This window comes from Aeromonas sp. R5-4 (assembly GCF_040908215.1).
Taxonomy (GTDB): domain Bacteria; phylum Pseudomonadota; class Gammaproteobacteria; order Enterobacterales; family Aeromonadaceae; genus Aeromonas; species Aeromonas veronii.
The window spans coordinates 303,608-320,026 of the sequence record NZ_JBFODG010000034.1 but is presented as its reverse complement, the minus strand read 5'-3'; the positions used below and the strand labels follow the sequence as shown (position 1 = coordinate 320,026).

Annotated in this window: 14 protein-coding genes; 7 read left to right on the top strand and 7 right to left on the bottom strand. The window is 61.8% G+C overall.

From position 1 onward, the window contains the following. Positions 1-24 precede the first annotated feature (24 nt). Positions 25-1,377 carry a lysine-sensitive aspartokinase 3 gene (gene lysC, locus AB5Y83_RS19965; protein ID WP_368175831.1) on the top strand — a complete coding sequence of 451 codons (1,353 nt, stop codon included), beginning with the start codon at positions 25-27 and terminating at the stop codon, positions 1,375-1,377. Between the two features lie 81 nt (positions 1,378-1,458). Here lysC and AB5Y83_RS19960 read toward each other — a convergent pair whose 3' ends face one another. Beyond that, positions 1,459-2,544, bottom strand: a complete 1,086-nt coding sequence (locus tag AB5Y83_RS19960) for a hypothetical protein (protein ID WP_368175830.1) — start codon at positions 2,542-2,544, stop codon at positions 1,459-1,461. A gap of 255 nt (positions 2,545-2,799) precedes the next feature. Between AB5Y83_RS19960 and AB5Y83_RS19955 the strand changes: the two genes are divergently transcribed. After that, positions 2,800-5,055 (top strand): LTA synthase family protein, encoded by a 2,256-nt coding sequence (locus tag AB5Y83_RS19955; RefSeq protein ID WP_368175829.1) that lies wholly within the window; start codon positions 2,800-2,802, stop codon positions 5,053-5,055. Positions 5,056-5,119: 64 nt separating this feature from the next. Here AB5Y83_RS19955 and AB5Y83_RS19950 read toward each other — a convergent pair whose 3' ends face one another. Next, complete coding sequence (locus AB5Y83_RS19950) at positions 5,120-6,136, bottom strand: S66 peptidase family protein (protein WP_368175828.1); 1,017 nt, start codon at positions 6,134-6,136, stop codon at positions 5,120-5,122. A 264-nt stretch (positions 6,137-6,400) separates the two neighbouring features. Between AB5Y83_RS19950 and AB5Y83_RS19945 the strand changes: the two genes are divergently transcribed. The 5 genes from AB5Y83_RS19945 to cysG all read left to right on the top strand — a co-directional run bounded on the left by AB5Y83_RS19945 (position 6,401) and on the right by cysG (position 11,954). After that, the gene (locus AB5Y83_RS19945) at positions 6,401-7,243 is read left to right on the top strand and encodes a patatin family protein (RefSeq protein WP_005333746.1); all 843 of its coding nucleotides are present in this window, start codon (positions 6,401-6,403) and stop codon (positions 7,241-7,243) included. Between the two features lie 200 nt (positions 7,244-7,443). Continuing rightward, entirely contained in the window at positions 7,444-8,502 is a 1,059-nt protein-coding gene (gene asrA / locus AB5Y83_RS19940; RefSeq protein WP_368175827.1) for an anaerobic sulfite reductase subunit AsrA, read from the top strand. A gap of 1 nt (position 8,503) precedes the next feature. Further along, the gene (gene asrB / locus AB5Y83_RS19935; RefSeq protein WP_021229668.1) at positions 8,504-9,343 is read left to right on the top strand and encodes an anaerobic sulfite reductase subunit AsrB; all 840 of its coding nucleotides are present in this window, start codon (positions 8,504-8,506) and stop codon (positions 9,341-9,343) included. A gap of 11 nt (positions 9,344-9,354) precedes the next feature. Continuing rightward, complete coding sequence (asrC, locus tag AB5Y83_RS19930) at positions 9,355-10,365, top strand: sulfite reductase subunit C (RefSeq protein WP_158109271.1); 1,011 nt, start codon at positions 9,355-9,357, stop codon at positions 10,363-10,365. A 197-nt stretch (positions 10,366-10,562) separates the two neighbouring features. Further along, positions 10,563-11,954 (top strand): siroheme synthase CysG, encoded by a 1,392-nt coding sequence (gene cysG, locus AB5Y83_RS19925; RefSeq protein ID WP_368175826.1) that lies wholly within the window; start codon positions 10,563-10,565, stop codon positions 11,952-11,954. Positions 11,955-12,054: 100 nt separating this feature from the next. Here cysG and AB5Y83_RS19920 read toward each other — a convergent pair whose 3' ends face one another. The 5 genes from AB5Y83_RS19920 to accD form a co-directional block, all read right to left on the bottom strand. Further along, positions 12,055-12,657, bottom strand: a complete 603-nt coding sequence (locus tag AB5Y83_RS19920) for a hypothetical protein (RefSeq protein WP_368175825.1) — start codon at positions 12,655-12,657, stop codon at positions 12,055-12,057. A gap of 252 nt (positions 12,658-12,909) precedes the next feature. Then, a complete protein-coding gene (locus AB5Y83_RS19915; protein ID WP_005333757.1) occupies positions 12,910-13,227 on the bottom strand; it encodes a heavy metal-binding domain-containing protein in 318 nt (105 codons plus the stop codon). 172 nt (positions 13,228-13,399) lie between these two features. After that, positions 13,400-14,200 carry a cell division protein DedD gene (dedD, locus tag AB5Y83_RS19910; RefSeq protein WP_075115149.1) on the bottom strand — a complete coding sequence of 267 codons (801 nt, stop codon included), beginning with the start codon at positions 14,198-14,200 and terminating at the stop codon, positions 13,400-13,402. 74 nt (positions 14,201-14,274) lie between these two features. Further along, positions 14,275-15,534 (bottom strand): bifunctional tetrahydrofolate synthase/dihydrofolate synthase, encoded by a 1,260-nt coding sequence (gene folC / locus AB5Y83_RS19905; protein WP_368175824.1) that lies wholly within the window; start codon positions 15,532-15,534, stop codon positions 14,275-14,277. Between the two features lie 2 nt (positions 15,535-15,536). Then, positions 15,537-16,400 carry an acetyl-CoA carboxylase, carboxyltransferase subunit beta gene (gene accD, locus AB5Y83_RS19900; RefSeq protein ID WP_005333765.1) on the bottom strand — a complete coding sequence of 288 codons (864 nt, stop codon included), beginning with the start codon at positions 16,398-16,400 and terminating at the stop codon, positions 15,537-15,539. Between the last annotated feature and the right edge of the window lie 19 nt (positions 16,401-16,419).

The window sequence follows — 16,419 nt, the reverse complement described above, 5'->3', positions numbered from 1 at the left end:
CTTAAAATAAGACAGGAGTAAGCAATGAGCCCGATCAATGTCGCCAAGTTTGGCGGAACCAGTGTCGCCAACTTCACGGCCATGAATCACTGCGCCGATATCGTGCTGGCCAATCCCGCCACCCGGGTGGTGGTGCTGAGCGCCAGCGCCGGTGTCACCAACCTGCTGGTCGCTCTGGCACAAGGGGAGCTGGACGAAGCGGGCCGCGACGAGCAGCTGGCCAAACTGGCCGGGATCCAGCAGGCCATTCTGGCCGATCTCGGCAACCCCGTTGATGTGAGCGCCCTTATTCATGGCCAGCTGGACGAGATCCGCCTCATGGCCCAGCAAGCCCACCAGCATACCGATGCAGAGCTGGCCGATCGCCTCATCGCCTGCGGCGAGCTGATGTCTACCCGCCTCTTTACCGAACTGCTGCGCCAGCGCGGCGTCAAGGCCCACTGGCAGGATGTGCGCCAGCTGATGCGCACCGACAGCCGCTTTGGCAAGGCCACCGTCGATCTGGCCACCACCCGAACCCTCTGCCAGCAGACGCTGGGCCCGCAGCTGGGCGACAGCCTCATCATCACCCAGGGCTTTATCGGCGCCGATGGCGATGGGCGCACCACCACGCTGGGGCGCGGCGGCTCTGACTACAGCGCGGCCCTGCTCGCCGAAGCGCTCGATGCCGCCAGTATCGAGATTTGGACCGATGTGCCCGGCATCTACACCACGGATCCGCGCCTCGTCACCCGAGCCCGCCCGATCCCCGAAATCAGCTTTGTCGAAGCAGCCGAGATGGCCACTTTCGGCGCCAAGGTGCTGCACCCCGCCACATTGCAACCGGCGGTGCGCCAGAATATTCCGGTGTTTGTCGGCTCAGCCAAGGATCCTGCCGCCGGTGGTACCTGGATCCGCGCCAGCACAGATTCAAGCCCGCTGTTTCGCGCCGTCGCCCTGCGCCGCCAGCAGGTGCTGGTGACCCTGCACAGCCTCAACATGTTCCACGCCTACGGCTTTCTGGCCGAAGTGTTCGGCATTCTGGCCCGTCACCGCATCTCGGTCGACCTCATCACCACGTCGGAGGTGAGCGTGTCACTGACGCTGGATCACACCGGCAGCCAGAGCAACGGCGAGCCGATCCTGAGCGACAAGGTACTGGCCGAACTGGGGCAACTCTGCAAGGTGGAGGTGGAAACCGGTCTGGCACTGGTGGCGCTCATCGGCAACCGGATGAGCGAAGTGAACGGGGTGGGCAGTCAGGTCTTTGACGCCCTGCGCGAGCACAACATCCGGATGATCTGCTACGGCGCCAGCGCCCACAACCTCTGCTTCCTGGTCAAGGAGAGCGAGGCGGGCAATATCGTCAACCGCCTCCATCAGGAGCTGCTGGACTGATCCTCAACCGAGGCAATTCCGCCCATGCAACAGGGCGCCCGCAAGGCGCCCTGTTCATTTGTACTCCGCAAAGGTATTGGCTCAGGCAAGGCTGGTGGCAGGCAACTGACAGGCGACGGCTTCGCGGCGCAGCTGCTGCAAGCGGGCCAGCAGCCCGGTCTGGCCGAGCTCCGTCTCCTGAGGCGAGAGATTGTCCACCAGCAGCGGATAGTGATCCGTCACCGCCTGCATCAACCAGTCGAGGCGACGCAGGGTGAGCGGGCCGCAACTCTGGCCGCTCAGATCATCGGCCACATCGAGCCGGTGGCTGCGATACATGTCCCGCCACCAGTTGGCGACCAGCGCCTCGTCGCTCGCCAGCGCGGCGCTCCACTCCCCTTGCAAGGCGTGCAGGCGGGCCAGCACGGGCGCGCTGGCTCCTTCGCGGATCAGGTGGTGGATCTCCCGTTTCACCCACTTGAGGCAGAGCTCGCGCCAGTAGCGAAATTGCGGCAGAGGATCGGCCTCATCGAGCCAGAGTCCGGAGAGGGTGCGGGTCTCCAGTCGCTCCGGCACATGAAACTGCGGGTCGACCAGACCATTGGAGTTGTATTCAAAGCGGGGATCGAAGGTCCACATATAGCCAAAGTCGAACACGCAGATCTGCTCGCCGTCATCGAGCAGGTTGCCCGGGCTCGGGTCCCAGTCAAACCAGCCCCAGCGGGCCAGCTCACCCTGCACCTCCAGCATCTGGGCCAGATTGCGCTCGTTGAGCTGATGGACCGGCACACCCCGCAACCAGGGGGAGACCAAGACCCCGGCCCGCGCCGAGCCGAAGCTGGTGCAGACCACATGGGAGAGGACAGTAGGGTGCAGCTCCCGCAGCGCCTCGATTTCGCGTCGCCGCTCCAGCTCGGTCAGAAAGGCGGTCTTGCCATCGAGGTTGGCCACCAGTGAATCCTGACGTCGCCGCTTGAGGCACCAGTGATGCCCCTCCACCTTGAGGTGAAACACCTCGGCGGTGAGACCGTGGCGGTATACCTTGACCACAGCCGGATGGCTATCCTTCAGCTTGACCAGTTGGGCCAGCGGCAGCGGACAGTCTCGTTCGCGTCCGACCCGGATCTCTTCCTTGCTCTCCAGCATGCGCAGCAATCTGGCCTGACGTGCCATCACTTTGGGATTCATACATGTACCTCCAGTCGCTATCGAGAGACTAAACAGCAGATCCCTCCCAAGCCAGTGGCAAAACCCCATGATGACGCTTTCATCACATATTCCGAACAATCCCTCGACCTGGATCACAATTTGCAAGGTTGAACTGTAACCAAATATTCATTAAGTGGTCATTAAATTGACAAGCTGAAACAAGGCCCGCACCATCGGGTCAAACTCTATGCGGATGAACGATCTCTCCCTCACTCGCTCAAAGGATGAGCTTATATGAATCGCCCCTCCTCAGGCCGCCCCCGCGTCCTGAGTCTGCCTTCTCTGCTGCTTGCCCTGCTGGGCGGATTGCTGCTGTTGACCCTGTTGTTGCCGCTGATAAATCCCGGCAGCTGGCTGGGCCGTGCCCAGCCGCTGGTGCTGGGCCCCGCCGACAACCCGCTGGCCACCCTCACCCGCCACGCCCTGCTCTATAAAAGCGACAGCCGCGGCCTCTATCTGGTGGTACGCAGTCAGTGGCAGTTGCGAGGGCCATTGCAAGCGGGGGACAAGGTACGGGTAGAGCTGCTCAACGACAAGGGGGAGCGGATCGACCAGCTGAGTCAAGCGGTGGATAAGCGTCAGGTGTGCCGCAATAACCGCTGCTCGCTGGATCTCAACAGCACCCTGCGTGCCCCGGACGATGCGCTGGCCAGCCGTTATCAGCTGCGCATCGGTCTGCTGCTCAAGGATCGCCCCGAGAGCGGCGATTTCAGCCAGATCCTGCAAACCCTGCCGGAGCAGGGCTTCAACCTCACCTATCTGGTGGTGAGTCTGACGCTGGTGCTGGCCCTGAGCGCCGCCGTGCTCAAAACGGTGCTGCCAAAGCTGCGCCGCAGCCTGCGCTGGCGGATCATCGGCAGCCTGCTGCTCGGCAACCTCACCTTCGTGCTGCTGCACGGCTTCGTGGTGTTCAAGCTGGGGGAGTTTCTGCTCTGGTCAGGCTTTCGCCCGGAGCACTACTATCTAGCCTGGGGCAGCATGGTGCTGGGCTGGAGCCTCTGCGCGCTGGCGGGCTTCAATCTCTATATGGGGCTGGTCTTTACCGCGCTGTCAGGCATAGGTCTGCTCGCCAACTTTATGAAGATCGCCATCTACGGCGTGCCGCTCGGCGGGGATGATTTTGGCAACCTGCTGGCGCTGCTGCGGATCCTGCTCGACCAGCACCCCATCCTGCCCATCTTCACCGTGTTGCTGGCACTGTTTCTCTGCTGGCGCTTTGCCCTGTCACGCTGGGTATTGCGCACTGCCGCTGCCACCGTCGCCTTCTTTGCCCTGTGCGTCTTTGCCACCCAGACCGGCAACAAGCTGCTGGGAGCCAACATTCGCTACGTGGATCGCGCGGTCAACTACCACAGGGACATCATCCGCTCCGGCCCCGGCCTCTATCTGTTCAATCTGGTGGACGAGATGCTGCAAAGCGGCAGCGTGTTTCGCTACCCCTTGCAGATCAACGAGCTGACCCCGCAGCTGAGCTATCCGCCCCAGGGCATAGCGCCGCGCTGGGATCTGGTGATCGTGCTGCAATATGAGTCGCTCTGGCTCGACTGGAAGGGGAGGATCTGCGCCCCGGCTCCCACACTCTCCCTGCCCGCCAGCGTGCAGCAGTGGCAAAAAACCATCCACTCCCCCACCACCGGCGGCATGACGGTGCTGGCGGAGTTCGAGATGAACACCGGCTTGCCGGTGGGCTTGCTCAAGCAGGGGGTGGTGCCCTACTACTACCTCTCGCAGCAGGTGCCGGGGCTGGCCCAGAGCGCCAGACAGAGCGGCTATAAGACCTTGTTTGCCCACCCCTATGTAGAGAAGTTCTGGGGCCGCGCCAAGGCGATCCCGGCGCTTGGCTATGAGGAGCGCTGGTTCGACACCCGCTTCACCACCCTTGAGCACAAGGGGCTCTATATCTCCGATGATGCCCTCATCGACCACATACTCAAGCGCAGCGAACAGGATGACAAACCGCTGTTTGCCTATGCAGTCACCATGCAGGGGCACGGCCCCTTCGATGGCCCCCGCTATCAGGGGCAGGAGCGCAGCGGCGCCTGCCCGAACCAGAGCGAGAGTGACACCCAGCTGCTCAACACCTATTACACCGGGGTGGTGGATGCCATGGCCTCGCTGGAGCGGCTGCTCAAGACCCTAGACCAGTCGGGCAAGCGCTATCTGGTGGTGGCATTTGGCGATCACCAGCCGTTTTTGATGTCCGCCGGCAAGGGCATTCACGGTGACAAACCGGCGCGCGATGCCACCTACCAGATCCCCATGATGGCCTTCACCCGCGCCGATGACCCCCTCAATCTGGCGACCCAGTTTGCGCCGGTACGCCAGCTCTACCAGATGGGTCAGGCCACTCGCCAGCTGCTGGCGGGGGATATCACCCCCATCGAAGAGAAGCCCCTGCTCCATCCGGTACTGGGGGAAGAGAAGGGATTCGACCCTTCAAGCCTGGTGCCGCAGATCCGCGCCAGCTTCCGGCCCGATGCACTGCCCTGATCCCTCTCCACAAAAACAGACAAGGCCGCATCAGCGGCCTTGTTGTTGGACATACATTTCGCCCTCATTTTGCTCGCCACCAGGGCTGCAGCAAGGTGAGCTGCTGGCGGTCGAGATCGAGCGCCACCTCGATGCCCAGCGGCAACGTCAGCATGGGGTGGGTATGGGCGCAGTCAAACTCCGCCAGAATGGGGAAGTTCGGCACCCCCACCACCTCCAGCAGGATATCGAGGGGGCGCTTGCCGCTCCCCTGATCGTTGAACAGCTCGTGCTTGCCGAGGATAAGCGCGCCGATCCGCTCAAACACCCCGCACAGCTTGATATGGGCAAAGGAGCGCTCCAGCGTCTCGGCAGATTTCAGGCTGTCCTCCAGCAGCAAAATGTCACCACGCTCGATGACGGGCATATAGGGGGAGTCCCAGATCCCCGCCATGGTGTTGAGATTGCCGCCCATCAGTCGCCCCACTACCCGGCCTGAGCCCACCGAGATCAGCCGATTGGGCTGGCACTGCTTGGCCCGGGCCTGGTTCTCCCAGTCCAGCCGTTCATCGCTCCATTGTGCTGGCGTAGGCAGCGTGCAGGGGACGCCAGCTTCATCGGCCAACGCAATCTGTAAAAAACTGGCCAGCGTCTCATCCACCAGCGGCGGCAACTCGCCAAAGGAGGCCACCAGCGCCGGGCCATAAAAGGTAACCAGGCCAGTTTGAGCGTGGATGCCGAGCAGCAGCGCCGTCACATCGGAGTAGCCAACGATGATCTTGGGATCGCGCCTCAGCGCCTCAAAATCGAGGTAGGGCAGCAGGGAGTTGGAGTTGCTGCCGCCAATCACCGACATGATGCTGCGTACTTCTGGGTCGCGAATAAGGGCGTTGAGCTCCTCGGCCCGCGCGGCGATGGAGCCGGAACGCCAGTGATCCTGCTGGCCGGTGAGGCTGCCCGCCTTGAGCCTAAAGCCCTGCCCCTCAAGAAAGGCTTTTGCGCGGGCAAAACGGTTGGGGGCCCAGGCGGTCGCCGCGCTGGAGGGGGAGAAAAAAGCGATGGTATCGCCACGTCGGAGCAGCGGGGGAACCAATAACGTCATGACACACTCATCCTTGCCAATATCCAGCCATCACAGAGTCGTTGAGACTCCTACACAACCCCTTTTATCACAACGGGTTTATTACGGTCGTTTAGAAATATAAAACACTTGATTCATTATTAACAGATATTCTAAACACCATCCCCTTCCTAGAATGACCTCATTGCGATGGCCAACCCCGGTTGGTTGTCAGAATGGTCGGCCTGACAGCCCGGACGTTCTCTTTCCCACTTTTTTCTCTGACTTATCAATGAGGTGCCTGTCATGAACAAAAACGCATCCCCCAGCGCATTGGTTGTAGAAGGCGGCGCCATGCGCGGCATATTTGCCAGCGGCGTGCTGGATGCGTTTATCGAGCATGACTATCGCCCCTTCGACTTCGCCATCGGCGTCTCGGCGGGGGCCACCAACTTGCTGGCTTATCTCGCCAGCCAGCATGGCCGCAGCCACGAGATCCTGACCAAACTGGCGTGCAGCCAGCAGTTTATGGATCCCCTGCGTTTTGCCAAGGGGGGCAATCTGGTGGATATCCACTGGCTGTGGAACACCAGCTGCCGCAAGTATCCCCTCGACATTCACGCCTACCGGGAGACCGGCATCCCCTTCTATGCGGTGGTGACCAATACCCTGACCGGCAAGGCGGAGTACATCCGGGTCAAGCCGGAGAACATGAACGAGGTGCTGCCCGCCAGCTGCGCCATTCCCCTCGCCTCCCACGAATACCCGGAGGTGCACGGGGTACCGATGACAGATGGCGGGGTGGCCGACTCCATCCCGGTGATCGAGGCCTACCGCCGCGGTGCCCGTCACCTGACGGTGATCCTCTCCGAGCCCCTTGGCTATCGGCTCAAGCCGATGCCCTTCCCCTGGATGATCCGCACTCTGCTCAAGACCCGCCCCGCGCTGGCACAGGCGCTGGAGCAGCGGGATCGCAGCTACAACGAGGCGCTCGATTTTATCGCCAATCCGCCGGAGGACTGCCAGATCGAGGTGATCGCTCCGGCCGACTACTTCCCCGTCTCCCGTTTCACCCGCGATATCAACAAGCTGGAGATGGGATACGTGATGGGCAAGTGCGCAGGCTATCAGGCCGCCCTGCTCAATTGACAAGAGCTTTACAGGCATGACCCGACCTGCCGCGACGCACGCGCCGCCAACACAATAACAATCGGGTCAGTTGAGCAACATGAGTCATAAAAACAGACCGTGGCGAGGCAAGCGCGGCCAGAACCGATGCCAGACATCCTGACCGGCCCGCTCCTCATCCCTATGCCAGGGCATCTCACCCTCATACAAGGTGTTTATTTATGTCGTTTCTTCTCACCCATCCCGCGCTGGCGCAGCTGTTCGAGCGGCTGCTGCCCGATTACCGGATCATGGCGCCCGCGGCCGAATATCGGGGCGGCCGCTTCTCCGACACCGACAACGTCACCTACCACAGCATCCGCCATCCGGCCGAGCTGGTGTGGCAGGAGAAGTCCCACTTCTCCCCGAAAGAGGTGGTGCTCCCCATCACCCAGACCCTGTTCCACTTCGACAATCTGGAGCTGCGCGAATCAAAGGTGGAGGCCAAGCCCACCCTGCTGTTCTTGCGCAGCTGTGATATCCACGCCCTGCGCAGGCTGGATCAGGTCTACCTGAAAAACGGCCAGAACAGCGACGTCTACTACGCCAGACTGCGCAGCAAGCTCAAGCTGGTACTGCTGGAGTGCCGCGAGAGCTTCGAGAACTGCTTCTGCGTCTCCATGGGCAGCAACGAGACCCGGGACTACGCCGCCGCCATTCGTCTGAGCGATGAGGGTGCCCGTATCGAGGTGAAGGATCCCGAGCTGCTCGGCTACTTTGCAGAGCTGGGTGAATCCGACGACTTCACCCCTGAATTTGTCCAGAGCAACCCGGTCAAGGTACGCACCCCGGACAGCGTCTGTGACGACCCCCAGCGGATCCGCCAGATCCTCACCGCTCATCCGGTCTGGGCCGAGTACGACAGCCGCTGCATCGGCTGCGGCCGCTGTACCACCTCCTGCCCGACCTGCAGCTGCTACAGCGTGCACGACCTCACCTATGCGGAGAATCCCAAGCAGGGTGAACGCCGTCGCCAGTGGGCCAGCTGCATGGTGGATGGCTTCAGCGACATGGCCGGTGGCCACGGTTTTCGCGCCAAGCACGGCGAGCGCCTGCGCTATCGCGCCCTGCACAAGGTCAACGACTACAAGGCCCGTCAGGGGGAGGAGCACATGTGCGTCGGCTGCGGCCGCTGCGACGATCGCTGCCCTCACTACATCTCCTTTAGCAACATCATCAACAAGATGACCGATGTGGTCGAACAGACCATCGCAGCCGACCACGCGCAGGGGGCGAACTGATATGTGCCAGTGCCAACAAACCGCAACAGCAGAACCGCAGCAGGACGTGGTCGAAAACCGCCTGCTGCCCAAGGCCTACACCATTCTGGCCATCGAGCGCCACACCGAACTGGAGTGGAACTTTCGGGTCTCCCGCGACTTTGATGTCCACTACGGCCAGTTTGTGGAGATCTCCCTGCCCACCGTCGGCGAGGCGCCCATCTCGGTCTCCGACTATGGCGATGGCTATGTGGATCTGTTGATCCGCAAGGTCGGCAAGGTAACCGATGCGCTGTTTGCCCTCGATGTGGGCGACAAGGTGTGGATGCGCGGCGTCCACGGCAACGGCTATCCGCTGGAGACCTACCGCAACCAGCACCTCATCGTGGTGGCGGGCGGTACCGGCGTCGCGCCGGTCAAGGGGCTGCTGCGCCGCTTCAGCAAACATCCGGAAGAGGTGAAATCCCTCGACATGATCCTCGGCTTCAAGAACGAGCAGGCGGTGCTCTATCGCCACGAGATGCCGCTCTGGGCCGAGCAGCAGAACCTTATCGTCACCCTGGACGAGGGCAAGGAGAGCGAGCAGTTTCGCATTGGCCGGGTCACCGACTACATCGACCAGCTGGATCTCGCTGACAAGGAGGATATCCAGGTGATCGTGGTCGGCCCCCCCATCATGATCCGCTTCGTGGTGCTCGCCTTCCTCGAACGGGGCATCCCCAAGGATCGCATCTGGGTCGACTACGAACGCCGCATGGCCTGCGCCGTGGGCAAATGCGGCCACTGCCGGATGGGCGACACCTATATCTGCGTGGATGGACCGGTCTTTCGTTTTGACCAGGCCCAGCATCTGATCGACTGAGGGAGAACACCATGAGTCTCGATATCGACATCATCAAGGCCCGCGCCAAGAACGAATACCGCCTCTCCAAGGTGCGCGGCGAAGCGATGATCAGCGTACGCATTCCAGGCGGGATCATGCCCGCCCACCTGCTGGCGGTGGCCCAGCAGATCGCCGAACAGTATGGCAACGGCCTGATCCACCTCACCACCCGCCAGAAGCTGGCGATGCCCGGCATCAAGTATCAGGACATGGACAAGGTCAACGCCGCCCTCGAACCCTTTATCAAGGAGATCGAGGTGGAGACCTGCGGCATCGAGGTAAAGGATACCCAAGCCGGTTACCAGACCATCGGCGGGCGCAACATCGTCGCCTGTCAGGGCAACACCATCTGCCAGAAGGGCAATATCGACTGCACCGGGCTCGCTCAGCGGATGGAGAAACACCTCTACCCCAACCCCTATCACCTCAAGATGGTGATCGCCGGCTGCCCCAACGACTGCGCCAAGGCCAACATGGCCGACTTCGGCATCCTCGGCATCGCCAAAATCCACTTCAATGCCGAGCGCTGCATCGGCTGCGGCGCCTGCGTCAAGGCGTGCAGCCACCACGCTGTGGATTGCCTCGCCATCAAGCATGGCAAGGCGGTCAAGGAGGAGAGCAAGTGCATCGGCTGTGGCGAGTGCGTGTTGGCCTGCCCGACCCTGGCTTGGCAGCGGGATCCCAAGCAGCTCTATATGGTCAAGCTGGGGGGGCGCACCAGCAAGAAGACCCCCCGTACCGGCAAGCTGTTCCTCAACTGGGTGACCGAAGAGGTGCTGCATGCGGTGATCAAGAACCTGTTCGAGTTCGAGGCCGAGATGCTGGATGGCAAACCCATCTATCTGCACATGGGTCACCTTATCGACCGGGCCGGTTATCACAAGTTCAAGGAGCGGGTGCTGCGCGGCGTCACCCTCAACCCGGAAGCCATGGTCGCTGACCGCATCTTCTGGGCCGAAGATCAGTACGTCGCCAACATGCACGTCAAAGCGGTGCAATAGGAAAAACCTCGTTTGGGGAAGCGTGATCAAGTGGCCGACACCGGTGGGGATCTGTCGTTGGCCCGGGCGTAGATCACCCTTCCCCTTTTTTATTCCCGTCGGGGGATCTTTCCCCCGACCATCCGGGGTGCGTCACGGCGCGCCCTGCTATCTCGCCCGGCGCGGCATTGCGAGCGGGCCAGCATCCGGAGCCTGTTATGGACTTTCTCCCTCTCTTCTGTCAGCTGCAAAACAAGCCGGTTCTGATCGTCGGCGGCGGTGAGGTGGCGGTGCGCAAGGCGCGCCTGCTGCTCGATGCCAAGGCGAAGATCACCATCAATGCCCCGCACCTGGAACCCCAGCTGATGAGCTGGGCCGAGCAGGGTCGCCTGACCGTCTGCGCCGCCAGCTTTCATCCCGAACTGCTCGATGGCAAGTGGTTGGTGATCGCCGCCACCAATCAGCAAGAGGTCAACCAGCAGGTATTTCATGAGGCGAACCTGCGCCAGATCTTCTGCAATGTGGTGGACTCTCCGGCCCACTGCAGCGCCATCATGCCCGCCATCATCGACCGTTCGCCGCTGATGATGGCCATCTCCAGCGCAGGCGCGGCGCCGGTTCTAAGCCGCCAGCTGCGGGAAAAACTTGAAGCCATGCTGCCGCAACACCTCGGCCAACTCGCGGCGCTGGCGGGCAAGCTGCGCGAGCGGGTCAAACTCATTCCGGACAAGCTGGCCCGCCGCCGCTTCTGGGAGCGGCTCTTTAGCCATGAGCGACTGGCATGCCAGCTGGCGCGCGGCCAGCAACAGGCCGCCGAGCAGAACGTCGCCGAGCTACTCGATGAGCCGCTGCAGTGCAAGGGAAGCGTAACCCTGGTGGGAGCCGGCCCCGGCGATGCGGGGCTGCTTACCTTAAGCGGCTTGCAGCAGTTGCAGCAGGCGGATGTGGTGGTCTATGACCGGCTGGTGTCGCAGGAGGTGTTGGCACTTGTTCGCCGGGATGCCGAGCGGATCTTTGTTGGCAAGGAGGCGGGCCGCCACTGCGTGCCCCAGCAGGCGATCAACCAGTTGTTGCTGGAACAAGCGCAGCTGGGCAAACAGGTGGTACGGCTCAAGGGGGGCGATCCCTTTATCTTTGGCCGGGGCGGCGAGGAGCTGGAAACCCTGGCCGAGGCGGGCATCCCCTTCTCGGTGGTACCGGGCATTACGGCAGCCTCAGGCTGCGCGGCCTACAGCGGCATTCCCCTCACCCACCGTGATCACGCCCAGCGGGTGCAGTTCATCACCGGCCACGACAAGGAGGGCAATATTGCCCAGGAGTGGTCGGCGCTGGCGGCCCCCCGCCAGACTCTGGTCTTCTACATGGGGCTGGCCCACGCCGCCCGCATTCAGGATGCGCTGCAAACCCACGGCATGCCCGGTCATACCCCGGTGGCGCTGGTGGAGCAAGGCACCCAGCTCAGCCAGCGGGTGGTGCGCGGCGAGCTGCAGCAGTTGGCCGAACTGGCCCGTCAGGTGAAGAGCCCGAGCCTCATCATCATCGGCTCGGTGGTCACTCTGGCCGACAAGCTGGACTGGTATGGGGAAGCCAACGCCATCCACGGCATCTAACCCCGCACGGCTATCACCCAATAGAGACAACAAAGCAGAGAGCGGCCATGCCGCTCTCTGCTTTTTGCATCAATGACCAAGCCGTGGCACGGCGCGTCTGTTACTCGAGCCGGATGGGGCCGGTATTCTGAACATCGCTGTCATTCCAGTCGCTCTCATCGCGAATACGCGGATCCCCCTGCAAGGTGTAGAGGATGGTGCCCTTGCGAAACTGCAGCGCACCATCGGCCCGCTTGGCCTTCACCTTGACCCCGTTGACCCACACCTGCTCCTTGCCATCCACCTGAATATTGGCCACCGTGGCGCCTGTCTCGCGGTTTTTGGCGATCCACTTGCCCTGATAGGGCGAATCTCCCTTGGCCATCGGCAGTGCGGCTGCCTTGCCCGCCGACCAGGCGTGCACGGTGCAAAAGCCATGAGCTCGGCGATCATGTTTGATGACGTAATCCAGGGTGGGTTCGCTGGCGGGCAGATCGAAGGTGATCCCGATGACCACCTTGCCGTTTGTGGCCGAATAGGCGGCGGGCGCCAGCGTTTTCAGGGTCGCCTTCTTGCCATTGATAAAGACGTTGCCCCCTTGCGACTTGACCCGAATATCGGTGGGACAAGTGGCGCTGAAGTTGGGCAGCGCTGCGAGGGCACTGCCGGCATGGGCGGTCATGGCCAACATGACAAGGGTCAGCAGAGCAGGTTTTTGATTCATATTGATACGCCTTCAAGAGAAGAGAACCTCGTCCGTGAGCGGTGTTGTTCCTGATGGCGGCACTCTAGCTTGACCCTCTCGGGCCACCCAGTTAAAAAAAATAAAACCGGTTAGCGGAATTATTAATAAATATAAATATTTAAAATCAATGAGTTGAGTGATAACCCTGCCAGCCGCCACGTATCAGACAGGCAATAAAAAAGCCGATAACCCGGTTATCGGCTCATTGCCAATGCAAAAGTGGATGCCCGATCAGACCACCACGGCGGTGCCACTGATGCTGACCATCAGCATGCTGCCATTTTGCCCCACCACCTCGTAGTCGATATCGATGCCGACCACCGCATTGGCGCCAAGGGCAGCGGCACGCTCTTTCAGCTCATCGAAGGCGATCTCGCGGGCACGGGCCAGCTCTTTTTCATAGGCGCCGGAGCGGCCGCCGATGATGTCGCGGATCCCGGCGAAGAGATCCTTGAAAATGTTGGCGCCGAGAATGGCTTCGCCAACCACGATGCCGCGGTATTCACGAATGGTTTTGCCTTCCAGCGTGGGGGTCGTCGAGAGGATCATCTTGAACTCCTGTGAGTAGCAGAAGGGCTCAGACTACCCCAACTGCCCGAAAATCCCAACCGGGGGGTGACCTGTACGACGCCGTCCTTAAAAATCACGACGGCCAGATAAAAAAACACCGCGCAAAGGGCGCGGTGTTTGTTTCAGAGGGCCATAGCCAACGGCAACGCCGTTACGGATTGTAAGAGACCACCGAGCCACTGAGGCCGGTCATCTGGGAGATCCGCCCCTGCATGCCCTGCAGTTTGGCCTTGGAGACATCCGGTCCGATAAAGACCCGGTTGAGCTGACCCTGCACCGGTGTGCGCGGCGAGGTGTGGGCAGAGTAGCCCGCCGCCCGCAGCTTGCTCACCAGCGCGTTGACGCTGTCGACGTTCTTGAAGGCGCCAAGCTGGAGGATCCAGCTACCCTGTGCCGGTGCCGCAGCAGGCGCGGGTGTGGTCGGCTGGGTCATCTTGCTTTCAATCAGATCGTCGAGGGACTTGATCTGACCCGCCTGCGGCTTGGCCGGTGCGGGCGCTTTGGCCACTTCAACCGGTTTGGCTGGCGTCGGCTTGGGTGCTGGCTTGGGCGGTTCGACCGTTTTTTTGGCCACCACTTCCGGCTTGGGCTGTGGCTTGGGTTGGGCATTCTGTTGCGGCTGGACCGGCGCCGGTGCGGCAGGGGTTGTCGCCGGCTGTGCACCGTTGCCCTGACCGGCGAGGGTCATAGGGTCAGCCACCTCTTCCACTTGCCACTGCTGGGCCGCAGAGGCCTGTTGCTGGCTGGCCAGATGATCGGCTGGCAGGCTGCTGGCTGCCGAGACCTGCAGCGCAGGCTTGGCAGGCTCCAGCTCGGGGCGCAGCGGGATCTTGGCAAAGGCCTCCTCCTTTTGTGCCAGCTTGTGACCATCCAGCAAGTCCGGCAGGAAAATAACAACCAGGGCCACCAGGATGACGGTGCCCACCAGACGGTTTTGAAACTTCGAGGCCAAGTTGAATCCTACCTTTACGTAACTCAATATGCGATTTGGCTCCCCGCCCGAAGGCCGGGGAGCCGGGGTGTGGCCTAGACGGCGACACCCGCCAGAATGTCGGCGACAGTGTAAAACGAACCAAACACAATGACCATATCGTCCGGACTCGATGCGGCCAACGCTGCCTGATAAGCGGCGCTGACATCATCAAACTCCCTGGCAGGGCCCTTGCCCTCTCCCAACGCCGCAGCCAGCTGCGCAGCAGTGGCGGCGCGCGGGCCGGTGAGGCTGGCCAGATACCACTCGCCGATCAGACCATCGAGTTCGGCAAGGGATCCCGCCATGTCCTTGTCTTTGAGCATGCCGACCACGGCGCGGCGTACACCCAAGCAGGGCATCTTGCGCAATTGCGCGGCCAGATAGGCCGCCGAATGGGGGTTGTGGGCTACATCGACGATCACCAGCGGCGCACTTTGCAACTGCTGCATCCGGCCAGCCAGCCGGGCATTGGCCAGCCCGTCACGAATGGCGGACTCCGACAGCGGCAAGCCGAGGGATTCCAGCGCCGCCAGCACGGTCACCGCGTTCATCAGCGGCAGCGCCGGTTTTGGCAGATCCCGCCACTGGTTGAGGCCGTGATAATCCCAACCGCTCTCGTGCTCATCGCCACGAAAATCGATACCGACCTGACACAGGTTGGCGCCAAGACGCGCCGCTTCGCTCGCGATAGTCGCAGGCGGATTGGGCTCGCCACTGATGGCGGGTTTACCAGCGCGATAGACCCCAGCCTTCTCCACCGCCACAGCTTCGCGGGTATCACCCAGCCAGTCGCAGTGATCGAGGGCAATGGAGGTGATCATCGCCACATCGGACTCCACCACATTGGTGGCGTCGAGCCGACCGCCCAGTCCCACTTCCAGCAGCAGCACATCGGGGGCGGCACGGCAGAAGAGCCACAAGCCAGCCAGGGTGGCGAACTCGAAGAAGGTAAGGGCAATCTCGCCACGAGCAGCTTCCACCTCGGCAAAGGCGGCGCAGTGATCGCTGTCGGGCAGCTCTTGCCCGTTGACCCGCACCCGCTCGGTAAAGCGCAGCAGATGGGGCGAGGAGTAGACGCCGACCTTATAGCCTGCGGCCATCAGAATGCTGGCCGCCATGGCACAGCTGGAGCCCTTGCCGTTGGTGCCCGCCACCGTGATCACCTTGAACGGCAGCTGGGTGAGACCCATGCGCCGGGCAACGGCACCGACCCGATCCAGCCCCATGTCGATATTGACCGGATGGATCTGCTCCAAATAAGAAAGCCAGTCGACAAGCGACCGGCTTTGGGATTGTTGCATGTTTGAACTCATCTTCACTCTTCGATGACGTGAGTATTCAGCATTTTGGCGAGCAGGCTGGCCAGACGGTTACGCATTTCGCGGCGATCGATGATGATATCGATGGCACCCTTTTCCAGCAGGAACTCGGAGCGCTGGAAGCCTTCCGGCAGTTTCTCGCGCACGGTCTGCTCGATAACGCGCGGGCCGGCAAAGCCGATCAGCGCCTTGGGCTCGCCCACGTTGATGTCACCCAGCATCGCCAGACTGGCAGAGACGCCACCCATGGTGGGGTCGGTCAGCACGGAGATATAGGGCAGGCCCGCCTTGGTGAGTCGGTCCAGCGCTGCACTGGTCTTGGCCATCTGCATCAGGGAGAAGAGGGCTTCCTGCATGCGAGCACCACCAGAGGCGGAGAAGCAGACCAGGCCACGGCCTTCCTTGATGCACTCCTCGACGGCGCGCACGAAGCGGGCACCGACCACGGAGGCCATGGAGCCCCCCATGAAGGAGAATTCGAACGAACAGGCGACAACCGGTACCCCTTTGAGGGTCCCTTTCATCACCACCAGCGCATCTTTCTCCGCCGTCTCTTTCTGAGCGGCAGACAAACGATCCTTGTAGCGCTTGGAATCCTTGAATTTCAGTACATCCTGCGGCTCCAGCTCGGCACCGATCTCGGTACGACCCTGCTCATCGAGGAAGCTCTCGAGACGGGCGCGGGCGCTGATGCGCATATGATGATCACACTTGGGGCACACTTCGAGGTTGCGCTCCAACTCTGCCCGGTAGAGCACCTGTTCACAAGCACTGCACTTGGTCCACACCCCTTCCGGAATGTTGTGACGACGGGGCGCAGTGATCTTGCTCTTGGGAAGAATCTTCTCAAGCCAGCTCATGGAATTCCTTAATGCTTTT